This window comes from Devosia sp. (assembly GCF_040509215.1).
GTDB lineage: Bacteria > Pseudomonadota > Alphaproteobacteria > Rhizobiales > Devosiaceae > Devosia.
The window spans coordinates 25497-42040 of record NZ_JBEVLL010000177.1 but is presented as its reverse complement, the minus strand read 5'-3'; the positions used below and the strand labels follow the sequence as shown (position 1 = coordinate 42040).

The following is a 16544-nucleotide window of genomic DNA, read 5'->3' as shown; positions in this document are numbered from 1 at the left end:
CGAATACCTCTATGTCGACCTCGGCAGCCAGACCTATGGCGGCCTCCCGGGCGGCGCCCGCGACATCGGCCACAAGTTCAGCGTCATCCGCGCCGGCGTGAACTACAGCTTCTAATTTAGAGGGCAGGCATTTCTGCGGTCGCAGAATTCCTTCTGTCCACCAAGCCTGAAATTATGGGACCCGAGACGCCCAAGGCACCCGGAAACTCCGGGGGTCAGGGCGTCCCGGGCCCCTGATCTATTCAGACGCACTCACCGATCAGGAGGCGGCGCTTTCGTCGTCCGAGAGCAAGCTCTGCATCGTGGTTTCCACGGCGGGCAGGTCGACGGCGCTGGCAATGACACTGTCCAAAAACCCCGGAAAGCGCTGATCGAGATCGTCCCGGCGCAACGTCACGCGGCGCTTCGTGCCCTCGGGCCGCACATTGACGACGCCCGCCTCGCGCAGCTTGGCCACGTGATAGGTGAGATTGGTCTTGGATGTCAGACCATTCAACTGTCCGCAGACGAGGCCGTTCAACTGATCGCACCGCGCCAGACAGCCGATAATGGCAAGGCGCGTATCGTCACCAAGCGCGGCAAGCACGTTGGGAAGGGTGATCTGGTCGGTCTCGGGATGCGGCAGGCTCATGGCCGATATCTAGCGCCGTTGTCGCCTTAGTTCAATATCTATTGAACAAGATGTTGACTTCGGTCCGTTTGAGGTTCAATTGTCCAATAAATTTTGGACAAAGGATCCCACCATGGATATCCGTCTCATCTGGCTGGCCGTGGGCACCTTCGCCATTGGCGTCGAAAGCTTCGCCATTTCGAGCCTCCTGCCGCAGATTGCCGACTCGACCGGCGCCACTCTCACCCAGGCTGGCTATCTCGTTCTCGCCTTTGCACTGGCCAATGCCTTTGGCGCGCCCATTCTTGCAGCGCTCTGCGGCACGGCCGATCGGCGCCGCATTCTCGCCGCTGCCGCCGTCGTCTTTGCCGGTGGCGCGGTATGGGCCGGCTTCTCCCAAGGCTATCTGGACCTCATGGCAGCGCGCATCCTGATGGCCCTGTCGGCCGGCCTTTACACGGCAACGGCCCAGGCAACCGGCGTCGCCATTTCGTCCCCGGACCATCGGGCTCGCGCTATCGCAGCCATCGTGGGCGGCACCACCATGGCCGTCGCGTTCGGCGCGCCGCTCGGCGCTTTGGTGGCGAGCCTTGTGGGCTGGCGCGGCACCTATGCCATGGTCGCGGTCTTTGCTCTTGTCGCCGCCACGTCGATCTGGATCATGCTGCCCGCCGGTCTGCGCGGCCAACAGCTCACCCTGCGCCAGCGCATTGCGGCCGTCGCGCTGCCCGGCGTTCCCGGCGCGCTCCTGACGACCCTCCTCAATCTTGCCGGCGCTTTCACCGTTATCGTCTACCTGGCGATCGTCACCACGCAGTCGATCGGCCTGCCGCGCGATCTGGTGCCGGCGGTTCTCCTCACCTTCGGCATAGGCGCCGCTTTTGGCAACGCAGCAGGCGGGCAATTGGCCGATCGCATCGGCGCAAGGCAGACTGTCATCGGCGCCGGCCTTCTCAATGCGGTCATGCTGCTGGCGATTTCCGCCGTGGCCTTTGTTCCGGCGCCCTTTGCCGGACCGGCTTTCTTTGCCATCGTCCTCCTCTGGGGCGCCACCGGCTGGGCCTTCCCTCCGGCGCAGTCGAGCCACCTGCTGAGCCTCGCACCCGACGCGGCCCCCCTGGTTCTGTCGCTCAATGCTTCGGCTCTGTACCTCGGTATTGCCGGCGGCTCGCTGCTGGGCGGACTGGTGCTGCAATATGGGTCGGCCAGCGACCTAGGCTGGATCGGGGCGATACTGCCCTTCACCGCCGCACTCGGCATTCTGATCAACGGGGCAGCCAAGCGCCGCGCCGAAGCGATGCCGGCCCGCTTGGGGTGAACATGCTCTCGTGGACGACGTCGCTCGGGGCGCGGCCGGCAAAGGTGAGGCGAGGTCCGTAAGCGGGCCCCGCCCCCGTTCAGGTCATGGGCGCGGCGGGCGCGTCACGCCATATGTGTTCTCGAGCGCCCCAAGGGCCGGCCCCCGCTCGAGCCCCTGTTCGGCCCAGTCGGCAAAAAACTGCTCGTAGCCACCCGGGTTGAAGATGACCAGCAGCTTTCCATCGGTCTTGTTGTTGAAGCCGTGGGCCTGCCCGGCATCCACCGAAACAAAGGTCCCGGGGCCCGCTTCGAACGTCTCGTCGCCGATGTGAAAATCGAACGTACCCTCGAGGACGTACCAGCTCTCTGCCTCTTTCGCATGGGTGATGGCGGGCCCCGGACCTTCGCCCGTCTTGCCCTCAATGATGATAATGCCGAGCTCGCCGTCCGTTTGGCCCGCACTGGCAAGGACATGGATCGACTGCTGGGCCGGCTTGACGGTCACGTATTCGCCCGGCTTGGCGATGATGGGCTCATAAGCCAGCGCGGCGGTGACCGTGAGTGCAAACAGTGTCGCAACTGCAAGAGGAGCGCGGATCATGGACTTCTCCGTAGCTTGATTGAGAGGCCCTTGTTTACGACGCGGGACTGATTTGGCCTGTCAGTCGATCGGCCGACATCGCTGGCGTCCAATGTTGAAACATGCGAGCTTCTCGAAGGCTTCCGGACGGCACGGTGAGAGCCTTGGATACGCAGGCAGAGCAGCGACGCTTGACCCTCTATCGGGCCTGGTGGGTGGCCATGAGCGGGCACTACGAGGACTGGCGCGCCGTCTGCACGGAAGTAGCCACACGGGGACACGTTCGGCCCGAGCGCTGGTTCAAGACCGAGGCGATCCGCGATCAGATGGATCGGGTCTGCCGCGAGGCGCGAATAGCCGAGCCGACCTGGGAAAGCGAGCCCGTCTGGCAGGTGATCCAACGCGAGCACATCGCCAAGTGGATGCGCGATTTCGACACGATTGCTGCTTGTCACTTGGGCACCGCAGATGATCGCTGGCTGGCAAAGGTAGGCGGCCTCGGCATCACCGAGCGACGGGGATGGGACGCATTGGCGCAGAGCCTGCGCGTCGATATCCGCCAGGACCCTGACCCCTGTCCCTTCATCGCCTACCGCACGCGCTTTGAAGACCGGGTGCTTCATGCCAGCGACACCATGGCCTGGGTCGCGTTCACGCTTGCCTTTCCCACCGCCGGATTGTCAGGCTGGCGCGGGCCCGGCCACAGCCACGTATTGGCAACGCTTGAAAGGCCGGCAGGCGAATGGAAGATCGCCAGCTTCTGCGTTGTTGACGACAATTTCGGCCAGACCGACGCGCCGACCTGGCAGGTCGACCGCCTCTGTCGCCTCATTCAATGCAATGCCTCGGCCTCAACGCTGATGGCTGGCGACGATTTCCTGAGGCTGAGCGGCGGCAAACTGAAATTGGTCGATCGCGTCGCGCAGGAGGCCATGCTGGCCGCCATCGAACGTCTGGCGGAAATGGACGAGGGCCTCCTGGAGCCGACACACCACATTCCGATTGTGCATGACCTCGGGCATGGCGAGCCGGTCAGCGTCTGGTGGGCGACCCGCAGTGGCGGAAAATTGTTCGTCAGCGCCGACAATCCAGAACTGTTACGGAGCCGCCTCGAACTGGCGTCTCGTGCGCTTGGGCTTTCTCCGGCTCAGCACCGCGTAGCAGCAGCCGTTGTCGAGGGACTGGCACTACCGCAAGTGGCCGAGCGCGAGGGTGTGCGGCTGTCGACGGCGCGCACACAATTGCAGCGGGTATTCGACAAGGTCGGCGTCCACAGTCAGCCAGCCCTGGTCCGCAGCATGCTGAGCATCTCGATCGGCTGAAGTTCTGCCGTTTTATCGGTCACCCATGAGGGCGCCGCCCATTCACACCGCGAACTGGCGCTTTCTTACCCGCATTGGCGCAGCACTTTGGCGATCGCGGCGTTCGAGCCGCTGGCGCCAAATTCCTGCCCGTCGAAAACCTCCAGCCCGCCCTGCCCCTTGTGCCGCACGAACCCGACGCGGATCAGATCGGCCGCACGTTGCGCGATTGCGGCCCATTGCCGGGCCACCGGCCCGCGAACCAGGATCGAGCTGCCATCGTTGTGGATGAGTGGAAAATCCTGCGCGAAAATCGTGCCGCCCGTTGCGGCAAGACTGCCGGACGTCGCTCCGCTGGCATTGATCGCCAGGCTCAGGCTAGCCGCCGCCGCCACTTCCTTGCTCGGCTTTCGCACCCAGTAAGCCATGGCGAGGTCACCGCCGCGGCAGGCAAACTGAAACTGCGCATCGCCATTGTCGAAATAGGCGATGGGCACTGAGCCGCCTTCATATTTCCAGTCCGCAGCAAGGCTGGGCGTCGCGAGCAACAGGCCAAGCGCAGTGGCAAGGAGTTTCGACATCGCGTTTTCGGCCTCGTCTTAAGGAAACAGATCGCCGCTGCCGCGGCCCCGCCACCTTGAAACGCGAGGGTAAACGCGCCGCTAACTTGTCCCTATGCCGGGCGCCCCATCCCCGCAAAAGCGGCCTCATCGCAGAACACGGTCACGTGAGCGTGCTGCTGCAAGGCCGAGGCCGGGCAATCGCGGTCGGGCGACGTCACAAAGGCTCGCGTCAAAGCCTCCGCCTTGGCTGCGCCTGTCGCCACCAGCACGATCTCGCGCGCATCGAGAATGGTCCCGATACCCATGGTGATCGCCTCGGGCGGGGGTAGTTCGCCCGCCGGAAAATCGCTGGTATTGGCGGCAATGGTCGAGGGCGTCAGCTTGGCCACCTGCGTGCGGCCATCAAAGGCGGAGCCGGGCTCATTAAACCCGATATGCCCATTGCGCCCGATCCCCAGCAATTGCACATCGATGCCGCCGCGCTCCGCAATCGCCACCTCATAGGCAAGGCAAGCCGCTTCCGCATCGCCGCCGGCCTCAGGCAGCAACGCCCTCTCCGCCGGCAGATCGACATGACGGAAGAAATTATCCTCCATATAGCGCCGAAACGAAGCAGGGTGATCGGGAGCAAGCCCGACATATTCGTCGAGATTGAAGCTCGACGCCTCTGCAAAGGAAAGACCGGTCTCCCCGCTCAACCGCACCAAGGCTTCATAGATCGGCACAAAAGTCTTGCCGGTCGCGAGCCCCAGCACTGTTTGCGGGCGCGTGCGAACCACGCCGCCGATATGGGAGGCAACCGCCTCGGCGACGGCCTCTGGCGAAGAAAAAACCTGGAACTGAGCTTTGGTCATGAGTCTCTACGCAAAAAGGATCAGCTCGCGCGGCTGATGCTGCCGGTTCCGCCCGAAGCCTGAACCGAGCGGGTGCCGGCATCGATGGCCGCCACGAGGGCTGTACGATTGTCGGCGCCATTGAGCCAGGCATGAATGAAGCCGGCATTGAACGCGTCGCCCGCCCCGGTCGTATCCACCACCTCGACACGCGGGCTAGGCAGATCGATCACCGTCCCACCCGCCGCCAGAATAGCGCCTTCGCCGCCGCGCTTCAGCGCCACGACAGGAAAATGCCGTTGCAGCACGCCAAGCGCCGCGGCCGGATCGGTCTCCCCGGTCAGCGCCTCGGCCTCTTCCATATTCGGCAGGAACACATCGGTGCCCGATGCCCGCTCGAAAAACAGCGGGTCGCGGATCAGTTCGGCATCCCAACTCGGATCGAGCGACACCGTCAGCCCATGGCTTTTGGCCTTGGCAATCGCATCGGGCATTTCGTGCAGCGTCGCATATTCGGCGATGTGGAGGTGCGCTACCTCAGCCGAAGCGATTGCCGCTTCAAACCCGGCCGGCCGCGCATGGCCAGCCCGGCGCGACAGGAAGGCGCGATCCCCATCATGCACCATGACGACGGTAAGCTGCGGCCCTGCCGTCTCGTGTCGATCGAGAAACTGCAGGTCGAGCCCCAGCGCATCGATCTCGTCGAAAAGCGCGAGAGACAATGCATCGGTACCGAACCGCGCCAGCAGTGCCGAATGGCGCCCCAGTGCGGCCAGATGCGCAGCGGTGATCAGCGCCCCGCCGCCCGGCGTCATGGCGAATTCGCGGGCAAAGAGCTCACGCCCCAATTGGGGCATGCCGTCGAGCCCGCGAAACACCATGTCGCAATAGATGCGGCCGAGATTGAGCACAGCCCCGGCGCGTGGAAGAGAAGATGTCATGCGCGGCCCAGAGCCTTTTCGCTGACGGCGTCGAAAAGGTAGAGCGACCCCGCGCCGGCATGAACCGACACAGTGCTGCCGATAGCAGGCACGACCCGCCCCGGCGCCGTAGCGATCACCTGCGCCTTGCCAACAGTGAGGTGCACCAGCGTTTCCGACCCAAGCGGCTCCACCGCCTCGACCACGCCCGAGGCCGAAAGCCCCACGCCCGTCGCTTCGCCGACCACCAGGTCATGCGGACGAACGCCGATCAGCGCCTTGCCCTCATGCGCCGGCAAGGTGAGCCCCGAAATCGCGGCGCCCTCGACGCTCAGATTGCCGCCAGCAATCGTGCCTTCCACCATGTTCATCGACGGGCTGCCGATAAACCGAGCGGTAAAGACATCGACCGGATTTTCGTAGAGATCCGTAGGCGTCCCCACTTGCAAAATATTGCCGTCGCGCATCACGACGATCTTGTCGGCCATAGTCATGGCTTCGACCTGATCATGCGTCACGTAGACGATGGTCGTGCCAAGCCGGCGATGAAGACTCTTGATCTCCATACGCATCTGCGAGCGCAACTGCGCATCGAGGTTGGACAACGGCTCGTCAAAGAGGAACGCCGCCGGATCGCGCACCATGGCGCGGCCAATGGCAACGCGCTGGCGCTGGCCACCCGACAGAGCCGCTGGCCGCCGGTCGAGCAGCTTTTCAAGGCCGAGAGTCTTGCCCGCCTCTTCGATCCGCTTCTGCTTCTCGGCCTTCGACAGCTTCGAGGTGTAGAGACCAAAGCCGATATTCTGGCCCACGGTCATGTGCGGGTAGATGGCGTAGTTCTGGAACACCATGGCGATATTGCGCTGCTTGGGCTCGCGCTGGTTCACCACCTCGCCGCCGATGAGAAGATTGCCGCCCGAAATATCCTCGAGCCCGGCAATCATGCGCAGGGTGGTGGATTTGCCGCAGCCCGAGGGGCCGACAAAGACGACGAATTCCCCATCTTCGATGGTGAGGTCAATGCCATGTACGGCGCGGGTCTTGCCGTATTCCTTGACCAGTTTCTGCAGTTCGATCTTGGCCATCAGGCAGTTCCCTTCAATGCGCCGAAGCGCTCTTTGAGCAAGCGCGCGGCATCAGCCTGGCGGCGCAGTATTTTTCCATGAGTGTCGGTAAGCCGCGCCGCGTCCTGCCTGTAGCCGGCAATGGCCGCATTCAGCGGCTCCGGCGCCGGCCCACCAAAGCGGGTGCGCACCGAGACGAAATATTCCGGCGAGACGATTTCGGCGAAACTTGCTTCATCGAGCGCCGAACGTCGTCCGGTCGCCTTCTCGAAAGCGGCCGTGAACGGCGCATATCCATCGCTGACGAGATCGCCACCCATGGCGACCACGGCTTTGGCGACGGACGCCGCAATCTCATGCCCCTCACGGAAGGATAGCCCTTCCCGGCGCACGAGCGAGTCAGCCAGCTCGGTAATGGTAATGCACGAGCGCGAAATATTGTCCCGCACCCGCTTGGGATCGATGCGGATCTGCTGCACCAGTGCCGCCAACAGGTCGAGCACGCGATAGGCACTCGCAAAGGCCTGATAGCCCATGGCCTGCGTTTCGCCCTCGCTGTCATTCATGTCGGTGAAGGGCGTATTGTGCATCACCGTAAGCATCGCCTGCGCCCGCCCAGCCGTCTGGCTTGCGAGGTGCCGGAGATGCTCGATCGGCACCGGATTGCGCTTCTGCGGCATGATCGAGGAGATCTGCACGAGGCTATTGGGCACATAGATCTGCCCCACCTCGAAACTGGTCCATACCTGGAAATCCTGGATCGGACGCCCCAGATGCAGGAACATCAGCTCGATCGCCGAATAGGTCGAGGTGATATAATCCACCCCGGCAATGCACGAATATGAGTTCTGCAGCGGCGCCGCAAAACCCAGCAGTTCTGCTACCCGCGCCCGATCAGTCGGAAAGCCGGTCGTGGTAATCGCCGCCGCGCCCATCGGCGAAAGCTCGACGATCCGATAGGCCTCGAACAGCCGCTCGATATCGCGCCCCACAAACTCGACGATCGCCGAGAGATAGTGCCCGAACGTCGTCGGCTGCGCCGGCTGCCCATGGGTATAGGCAACAACAAGCGTATCCTTCTCGCGCTCCGCCGCATCGATCAGCGTCGAATGCAGCTTCAGCGCCTTCTCAATGAGAACATTGAGCCGCTCGCGCAGCCCGAGCTTGAAGAGCGTATGGTCGATATCATTGCGCGAGCGCGCGGTATGAAGCCGCCCACCGAGATCTGGCCCAACGCGCTTCTTCAGCTCCTTCTCGATGAGGAAGAAGAAGTCCTCCACCTCACCGGTATAGACGAGCTTCGACGGCTCAATCTCGGCATCGATGCTATCGAGCGCCGCAGCAATGTCGCGCGCCTGACCGGCATCCAGAATACCGGTCTCGGTGAGCATCACCAGATGCGCGCGGTCGATGGCCCGAAAGCCTTCAACATGGTGGTCCTTGGCGCCGTCGAACAGCGGCGCCAGAACTGTTTCCTTGTAGACCGGATCGGGAAAAACCGACTGATCGGCAGAACGGGGATCGGTCATGGCTTAACCCTTAAGGCCGGCCAGCATGACGCCACGAACGATGTAGCGCTGCAGGAGAAGGAAGACGAGAAGCGTCGGAATGGTGCCGATGGCAGCGCCGGTCATGATCAGCTCCCACTGGATGGAAGCCTCCGCCGAGAAACTCGATATGCCGACGGGCAGCGTATAGAGCTCCTTGGAGGTGGTGACGATCAGCGGCCAGAAGAACGCGGTCCAGTTGCCGAGGAAGGTGAAGATGGCGAGAGCCGAGATCGCCGGCACCACCATGGGCATGGCGATCTTCCACCAGATGGTGAACTCGTTGAGCCCGTCGACACGCGCGGCTTCAAGGAAGTCGTTCGGCACGCCTTCGAAGAACTGCTTCATCAGGAAGGTACCAAAGGCCGTCATCATGCCGGGGAACATGATGCCCCAGTAGGAATTCAGCCAGCCCAATTGGCTCGACATCAGGTACCAGGGGATCACCAGCATTTCGGTGGGGATCATCAGGGTCGACAGGATGGCGAGGAAGATGAAGTAGCGACCGCGAAACTCGAACTTCGCCAGCGTGTAGCCGACGAGACTATCGAAGAACACGTTCGAGATCGTCACGGTAACGGCGATCAGCGTGGAGTTGAAGAACCACTGCATGAAGCGGCCATCGCCGAGCACCTTGATATAGTTGTCAAAGGTCGGCGCCGCCGGGATCAGGCGCAGGTCATAGACCTGGCCCGAGGTTTTTAGCGAGGTCGAAAACATGAACAGCAGCGGGGTGATCATGATGAGCCCGCCGATCAGCAACAGGGTCCAGGTAATGATGCGCCCGGGGCGGATATCGCGGCTATTGGCCGCCAGCTCTTTGGTCGAGGCCATGGTCATTTCTTTTCCCTCAGCACATAGAGCTGAAGCAGGGACACGATGAGCAGGATGGTGAAGAGAACCACGGTCTGCGCGGCCGCATAGCCCATCTGGTAGGACGAAAACGCGGTCTGGTAGATCATCAGCACCAGGGGCTTGGTCGCATTGAGCGGCCCGCCCGGATCGTTCGAGGTCATGTTGTAGACCTGATCGAAGATGCGGAGGAAACCGATGGAGGAGAACACCACGAGAAACACGGTGGTCGGCTTCAGGAGCGGAATGGTGATCTTGCGCAGGATCGCCCAATCACCCAGCCCGTCGATACGCGCCGCTTCATAGAACGTGCCGGGAATGGCGCGGAGGCCTGCCATGAAGATGATGATCTGGAAGCCAAGCCCCGCCCAGATCGCCGGGATCAGGATCGAAAACAGCGCCTGATCGACCGAACGAAGGAAGGGCTGCTGCGCAATCCCGATGGACGACAAAAACCCGTTGATCACCCCGATAGGCACCGGCTGGTAGAACCAGCGCCAGACCCAGCCCATGGCCGCGGCCGTGGTGAGGAATGGCAGGAAATAGAGGGCGCGGATGAAGCCGTGCATGACCTTAACGCGATCGAGATAATAGGCGATCACGAACGAGATAACGAGGCTCAGCGGCGTGCCGATGATGAGATAGAGGAAGGTGTTCTGGAACACTTTCCAGAAGACCGGATCGGCGAACATTTTCTGGTAGTTCGCAAAGCCGATGAACTGGGCCGGCCGCAGCAGGTCCCAATTGGTCAGGGACAGCCAGAAGGCCTGGAATGTCGGATAAAAGCGGATGCCCGCATAAAAGATGATCGGCACGGCGAGAAACGCCCAGGCCCAGATGACCCGCTTGGTGCTGATATTCAGGCGGTCCCAGAAGCGAACCGGGCCTGTCTGTGGAAGTGCGTTCGCCGACGCCATGTTCGCTCCTGCGATGAAATGCCAGGGAGTTCCCGAAGCGCCAAAATATCACCGGCCGTCACCCCGGCGAAGGCCGGGATGACAGTCGGTGTTTGTGGCGAAGTTCGAGCTCCTAAGAGCTTTTCCCTTACTGACGACCCTGATCGATGATCGCCTGTTCGGCCGTAGCCGCCTGGGCGATCGAGTCTTCGATCGACTGGCCTTCGAGCAGCACGCGGTTGACCATGTCGATAGCGGTCTGGCGCTGTGCGGCTTCATCATAGAACTGGGTGGTGTGGGCGTATTCGAGACCCTTGAGGAACGGCCCGCGGATCGGATCCGCCAGGTTTGCCTCGGTCAGGGCCACGTCACGACGTGCCGGCAGTTCGCCGACCGTGTTCAGCCAGATTTCCATCGCCTCAGGCGAAGAAATGTACTGGAGGAATTTTTGCGCCGCGGCGAGTTCTTCGCCCGTCGAGGTCGCGCCGATACCGTTGGCAAAGTAGCTCGAATAGTTCGAGCGCAGGCCATTGGCGTCAGCCGGCAGTTCCACCACACCCCATTCGAACGGGTTGTCGGCGAAGGCGCCGAGACGGAAAGTGCCGTCGATGGTCATTGCGGCCATGCCAGCGCGGAATGCGGCCTGTCCTTCATCCATGAAGCCCACGAGGCCGACATTCTTTTCGGTCTGCAGGGCCGTGTAGAACTTCAGCGCCGCAGCACCGGCTGCGTCGTTATAGGCGACATTGCCTTCGGCGTCATAAGGGGCGCCACCGTTCTGGCGGATGAGCACTTCGCGCCACCAGTGGTGATCCTGGCCGGCCATGTCCATGGTGATGCCGGCGGTCGTGATATTGCCCGCGCCATCGCGCTTGGTGGTGGCTTCGGCAGCCGCCAGCAGTTCGTCCAGCGTGGTCGGCGCCTCGATGCCGGCTTCGGCAAAGATCGCCTTGTTGTAGAACAGGGCCAGCGAACGCACGGCGGTCGGCAGGCCATAATAGTCTTCGCCGCGCTTCATAGCCGAAACGATCGGGAAGAAGTCGGATTCGATTTCGGCATGCGGGAACACGGCCGGATCGAGCGGCTGGATCAGCCCGCCATTCACGAACTGGTCGGTCCAGCCGTAGAACAGCTGCACAACGTCCGGGCCCTGGCCGGCAACCTTGGCGGCGACAACGCGCGTCTGGTAGTCGGCATAGGGGAACGTGGTCTGCTTGACGGTGATATCCGGGTTTGCGGCCTGGAATTTCTCGATCAGCTGGTCCATCGCCTGGACGCGGCTGTCAAAGACATACTGCCAATATTCGATTTCCACGGCCTGGGCAGCGCCCATTGCGATGAAGCTGATGCCGGCTGCAAGCCCGGCCACATATGCCTTACGCATAAAGTCCCTCCATTGGAGCGTCGAACCCTCCGACTGCTCTCTCATGTCAAAAACACGGCCCACGCCGCCTGACAGGCCCTCAACGTCCAATATGTGACACTGGCTTGTCAATAACATAATCTACTTGCGTTATCTTGTTCCCCGGCTAGTCTCCCCCTCCATTGCCGTGCTAGCCAGACATATGGGGAGGCGAAGAATTGAACGGCCGCAGCAAGAAAGATCTTCGTCAGCGCGTCGCCATCGGGTCCAACCCCGAGCGCAACCGCGCGCATAACCGGCGCGTGGTGCTCGAAGTCATTCGCTTCCACGAACATCTCGGCCGCACCGAGATCGCCCGCCGCGCCCAGCTCACACCCCAGGCCGTCGCCAATATCGTCGATGAACTGCTCGAAGAGGGGCTTCTCGTCGAGCTTGGCCGCCTGCGCTCCGGCCGCGGCCAGCCCCCAATCCAGTTCGCCGTCAATCCCAATGGCCCGCTCACCGCCGGCGTCGAAATTGCTGCCGACCACATGGTCACGGCCCTTCTCGACCTTTCGGGCGGCGTCCGTGCCAAATCCATCCTGCCGCTCGAAGCCACCGGCCCCGATACCGTCCCCGACAAGGTGACCGCCGAAGTCCAGCGCCTGCAGGCCTCGCTCGGCGCCGACCGCAGCAAGCTCCTCGGCATCGGTGTCGTCATGCCCGGCCCCTTCGAAGTCGAAGGCATGAGCTCGGTCGGCCCCGCCACCCTCCCCGGCTGGACAGGCGTTGATGCTGCCGCACTCTTTGCCAAGGCCACCGGTCAGCATGTCGTCGTCGAAAACGACGCCACCGCCGCCGTCGTCGGCGAACGCCTCTATGGCGCTGGCCGCCAGCTCGGCAGCTTTTGCTATCTCTATTTCGGCGTCGGCCTCGGCCTTGGCGTCATCCAGGAAGGCCGGCCCCTTCGCGGCGCCTTCGGCAATGCCGGTGAAATCGGCCATGTCGGCCTCGTCCCGCGTAAGGGCAAGGTCCATTACGGCCCCGCCGGCGCGCTCGAACGCTTCGTCTCGGTCTTTGCCCTCCGCGAACGCCTCGCCATGGCCGGCATCTATGCCGCGACCGTCGAAGACATCCAGAAGCTCCACGACGAGGCCAATCCGACCCTCGCCGAATGGATCGAAATGGCCGCCGACTATCTCGCGCCCACCGTCGCCATGCTCGAAAACATCTTTGATCCCGAAACGGTCATCTTCGGCGGCGGCCTCCCCGATTCCGTCCTCGAAGCCGTCATATCCGCGCTCGACCCACTCCCCGTTTCCGTCGCCACCCGCCAGAAACGCACCCTGCCCCGCGCCATTCGCGGCCAGACCGGCCAGCTAACGGCCGCGCTCGGCGCCGCCGCCCTGCCGCTCCTCGACACGGTCTCCCCCCATCTCAGCGTCTCCGACCCCGTCGCCTGACGCTATTCGTCTAAAAAACCTCTGGACTTGCCATGCTTACCGCCCCTGAACGCCTGCGCCGTCGCGCGGCACAACCGCGTCTCGTCACCCTCGCCCGCGCCCTCGGCCGCCTAAAATCGACAGTGACGGTGATGAACACCGGCGCCCACCCCGATGACGAGCACAATGAAATGCTCGCCACCATGCGCCACGAAATGGGCATGCGTATCGTCGTCGCCTGCTCCACCCGCGGCGAAGGCGGCCAGAACACGCTCGGCCCTGAACGCGGCGGTGCCCTCGGCGTCCTGCGCTCGCGCGAAATGGAAGAAGCCGCTCGCGCCCTAGACGCCGATGTCGCCTGGCTCGGCCACGGCCCCAATGACCCGGTCCACGATTTCGGCTTCTCCAAATCCGGCCCCGACACGCTCTCGCGCTGGGGCGAAGACCGCACCATTGACCGCCTCGTCCGCGCCTATCGCGAATTCCGCCCCGACGTCGTCATCCCCACCTTCCTCGATGTCCCCGGCCAGCACGGACACCACCGCGCCATGACCGAGGCCGCCGAACGGGCCCTCGCCCTCGCCGCCGACCCCGCTTACGAAACCGACAATTTCACGCCCTGGACCGTCACAAAGTTCTGCCTCCCCGCCTGGTCCGGCGGCGGCGACACCTATGACGACGAAGTCCCGCCCCCACCGGCAAACATCACCGTCCGCGCCACCGGCAAAGACTTCGCCACCGGCATGCCCTTCTGGCAGCTCGGCGAGGTGTCCCGCGCCTTCCACGCCAGCCAGAACATGGGCCATTGGCGCCACCCCGGCGAAACGCAGTGGCAGCTCCACCGGGTCGGCGCCAATGCACAAAGCGAACTCCTCGACGACCTTCCCAAAACCCTCGCCGATCTCGGCCCCTCGCCCTATCTCGCCGCAGCCGACGCCGCCCTGGCCCAAGCCGTCGCCGCCTTCCCCAATAGTTCAGCCATTCTCCCCGCCCTCAGCATCGCCCGCCGCGCCATCCGCGGCGCGCAGCAGGATATCGCACCCGAGCACGCCCACCGCCTCACGCGAAAGCTCGAAGAACTCGACGCCGCCACGGCCATTGCCGCCGGCATAGAAATCTACGCCTCGGTCTCCTCAGCCAGCGTCGCCCCCGGCGATACAGTCGATCTCGTCGTTGAGGTCGAACGCGGCACCGCCCAAACTATCCGCGCTACCCCCATCACCTCAGCCGCCTTCGCCCCCACCGATTCGGTAGAAATCTCGGGCGACCGCGCGACCATCCCGCTCACCGCCCGCCCCGACGCCAAAATCGAAAACGCGTTCCGCCCCGATTGGGAAAATCTCGGCAATAACGGCAGCGTCTCGCTCCTCATCGAAGCCGAAGTGAACGGCGAACTGATTCGCTTCACCCGCGACACCGAAGAAGACCTCCAGCTCGCCCCCGCCTACACGGTCGCGATCAACCCCGACGCGCTGATTCTTCCTCTGTCGGCCCCGGTGACCAAAACCGTAGCAATCAAAACCGACATCGCCCTCGACCGCATCGCCATCCCCGGCGCCCCGAGCCTGACCATCGAGCGCCGCGAAAACACCTTTGCCGTCACCTCCGACGTGCTCCTCACCGCCGGCCGCCAAAGCCTGCCGCTCCTCGTCGATGGCACCCCCGCCTATAGCGTCACCCCGATCGCCTATCCCCATATCGGCCGCACCCGCTTCGCCCGCCCCCTGTCGCTCGACATCCTGGCGCTGAACCTCACGGTCCCCGATACTAAGATCGGCTATATCGGCGGCGGCTCCGACCGCGTCGGCCTCTGGCTCAGCCGCATGGGCGCCGATGTCACCGAACTCGACGCCGAAGCCCTTGCCGGCGATCTCTCCGCCTACGACACGATCGTCATCGGCATCTTCGCCTTCGGCCTCCGCCCCGACCTCAAGGACGCTACCCAAAAACTCCATCGCTGGGTCGAAGCCGGCGGCCACCTCGTCACCCTCTACCATCGCCCCAGCGATGGCTGGACACCCGACGCCACCCCGCCGCGCCCCATCACCATCGGCAGCCCGTCGCTGCGCTGGCGCACCACCAATCCCGCGGCCGAAGTGACATTCCTCGATCCCCACCACCAACTCTTCGCCGGCCCCAACCGCATCACAGCCGAAGACTTCGCCGGCTGGGACAAGGAACGCGGCCTCTACTTCGCCTCCGCCTGGGACGAGGCCTATACCCCCCTCCTCGCCATGAGCGACGCGGGCGAAAAACCCCTCACCGGCTCCCTGCTCTCGGCAAAGATCGGCGAGGGCCGCCACACCCACACAAGCCTTGTCCTTCACCACCAGCTCGACAAGCTCGTCCCCGGCGCCTTCCGCCTGATGGCCAATCTCCTGCAGTCCGCCTGACATGCAGACCACACAATCGCGAGCCGGCTTTGCCTGGCTCGCGGGCGACATGCTGCTCGTCACGGTTATGACCGTGTTGGTAAAACTCGGCGGCGCCAGCTATCCCGCCGTGCAGATGGTCTTCATCCGCTCGCTGATAGGCCTCGTCGGCGTCCTCCCCCTCGCCTGGCGCCACCGCCAGGCGCTGCGACAGACGAAGCAATGGAGCCGCCACGCCTTCCGCGTGCTTTGCAACACGCTCGCCCTCAATACCAATTTCGCCGCGCTCACCGCCCTGCCTTTGGCTCTCGCCAATGCCATCGGCTTCATGCGCCCGCTTGTCGTCCTGGCGCTGGCCACTATCCTCCTCGGCGAACGCTCCGGCCCCTGGCGCTGGATCGGCGCCGCCGTCGGCTTTGCCGGCGTTCTCATCATGGTCGCTCCCGGCGAAATCTCATGGAACGTCGGCATCCTCGCCGCCCTCGGCTCCGTCCTCTTCGGCTCCCTCGCCACCGTCCAGACCCGCGCCCTGGCGAAAGAAAACACCACCGTCCTGATGGTCTTTTACACCGTCGGCCTCACCGTCTTCACCGCCCTCCCCGCCGCCTTTTCCTGGCAGCCGGTCGCCTCTGCCGACTGGCCGCTGCTCCTTGCCATCGGCGTCCTCGCCCAGATCGGCCAATATTGTTTCCTCCGGGCCTATCAATCCACCCCGGCCAATCTCCTCGCCCCCATCGGCTATCTCTCCATCGTCCTTGCCACTCTTGCCGGCTTCCTGGCCTTTGGCGAGGTCCCCGCGCCCACAACGCTCATCGGCACCGCCATCATCATCGGCGCCCTCGTCCTGACGACCCGCCTCGACCGTCCGAAGCGCTGAACACCATTCCTCTCTCCTTCGTCATTGCCGGGCCTGTCCCGGCAAT

15 protein-coding genes are annotated in these 16544 nt (G+C 63.6%); 5 read left to right on the top strand and 10 right to left on the bottom strand.

The genetic code is table 11. The features are described from left to right. Positions 1–259 precede the first annotated feature (259 nt). Positions 260–631: an ArsR/SmtB family transcription factor gene (locus ABW043_RS09915; protein WP_353921048.1), complete on the bottom strand. Its 372-nt coding sequence runs from the start codon at positions 629–631 to the stop codon at positions 260–262. A 112-nt stretch (positions 632–743) separates the two neighbouring features. On the opposite strand from ABW043_RS09915, the gene ABW043_RS09910 reads away from it, so the two are divergent. Beyond that, positions 744–1928, top strand: coding sequence for an MFS transporter (locus tag ABW043_RS09910; protein ID WP_353921047.1), 1185 nt, complete (start codon positions 744–746; stop codon positions 1926–1928). A gap of 84 nt (positions 1929–2012) precedes the next feature. On the opposite strand, the gene ABW043_RS09905 is transcribed toward ABW043_RS09910, so the two are convergent. Further along, a complete protein-coding gene (locus tag ABW043_RS09905; protein WP_353921046.1) occupies positions 2013–2510 on the bottom strand; it encodes a cupin domain-containing protein in 498 nt (165 codons plus the stop codon). Between the two features lie 170 nt (positions 2511–2680). Here ABW043_RS09905 and ABW043_RS09900 point away from each other — a divergent pair, with 170 nt between their 5' ends. Next, positions 2681–3811 carry a helix-turn-helix transcriptional regulator gene (locus ABW043_RS09900; RefSeq protein ID WP_353921045.1) on the top strand — a complete coding sequence of 377 codons (1131 nt, stop codon included), beginning with the start codon at positions 2681–2683 and terminating at the stop codon, positions 3809–3811. Between the two features lie 65 nt (positions 3812–3876). On the opposite strand, the gene ABW043_RS09895 is transcribed toward ABW043_RS09900, so the two are convergent. From ABW043_RS09895 to ABW043_RS09860, 8 genes are all read right to left on the bottom strand, one after another. After that, complete coding sequence (locus ABW043_RS09895; RefSeq protein ID WP_353921044.1) at positions 3877–4371, bottom strand: hypothetical protein; 495 nt, start codon at positions 4369–4371, stop codon at positions 3877–3879. A 92-nt stretch (positions 4372–4463) separates the two neighbouring features. Beyond that, positions 4464–5207, bottom strand: coding sequence for a glucosamine-6-phosphate deaminase (locus tag ABW043_RS09890; RefSeq protein ID WP_353921043.1), 744 nt, complete (start codon positions 5205–5207; stop codon positions 4464–4466). Between the two features lie 20 nt (positions 5208–5227). Further along, on the bottom strand, positions 5228–6127 hold the full coding sequence (locus ABW043_RS09885) for a carbohydrate kinase family protein (protein WP_353921042.1): 900 nt from the start codon (positions 6125–6127) through the stop codon (positions 5228–5230). Further along, positions 6124–7191, bottom strand: a complete 1068-nt coding sequence (locus tag ABW043_RS09880; RefSeq protein ID WP_353921041.1) for an ABC transporter ATP-binding protein — start codon at positions 7189–7191, stop codon at positions 6124–6126. The genes ABW043_RS09885 and ABW043_RS09880 overlap by 4 nt, the downstream gene beginning before the upstream one ends. After that, positions 7191–8699 carry an argininosuccinate lyase gene (gene argH, locus ABW043_RS09875; RefSeq protein WP_353921040.1) on the bottom strand — a complete coding sequence of 503 codons (1509 nt, stop codon included), beginning with the start codon at positions 8697–8699 and terminating at the stop codon, positions 7191–7193. Before argH ends, ABW043_RS09880 begins: the two co-directional genes overlap by 1 nt. Positions 8700–8702: 3 nt before the next feature. After that, the gene (locus ABW043_RS09870) at positions 8703–9551 is read right to left on the bottom strand and encodes a carbohydrate ABC transporter permease (RefSeq protein WP_353921039.1); all 849 of its coding nucleotides are present in this window, start codon (positions 9549–9551) and stop codon (positions 8703–8705) included. Between the two features lie 2 nt (positions 9552–9553). After that, complete coding sequence (locus tag ABW043_RS09865; protein ID WP_353921038.1) at positions 9554–10486, bottom strand: carbohydrate ABC transporter permease; 933 nt, start codon at positions 10484–10486, stop codon at positions 9554–9556. 127 nt (positions 10487–10613) lie between these two features. After that, positions 10614–11849: a sugar ABC transporter substrate-binding protein gene (locus tag ABW043_RS09860; protein WP_353921037.1), complete on the bottom strand. Its 1236-nt coding sequence runs from the start codon at positions 11847–11849 to the stop codon at positions 10614–10616. A 197-nt stretch (positions 11850–12046) separates the two neighbouring features. On the opposite strand from ABW043_RS09860, the gene ABW043_RS09855 reads away from it, so the two are divergent. The 3 genes from ABW043_RS09855 to ABW043_RS09845 are packed head-to-tail and all read left to right on the top strand — an operon-like array spanning position 12047 to position 16498. Beyond that, entirely contained in the window at positions 12047–13270 is a 1224-nt protein-coding gene (locus ABW043_RS09855; RefSeq protein WP_353921036.1) for an ROK family protein, read from the top strand. A 32-nt stretch (positions 13271–13302) separates the two neighbouring features. Beyond that, entirely contained in the window at positions 13303–15642 is a 2340-nt protein-coding gene (locus tag ABW043_RS09850; protein ID WP_353921035.1) for a PIG-L family deacetylase, read from the top strand. Position 15643: 1 nt separating this feature from the next. Then, positions 15644–16498, top strand: coding sequence for a DMT family transporter (locus ABW043_RS09845; protein WP_353921034.1), 855 nt, complete (start codon positions 15644–15646; stop codon positions 16496–16498). The last annotated feature ends 46 nt before the right edge of the window (positions 16499–16544 follow it).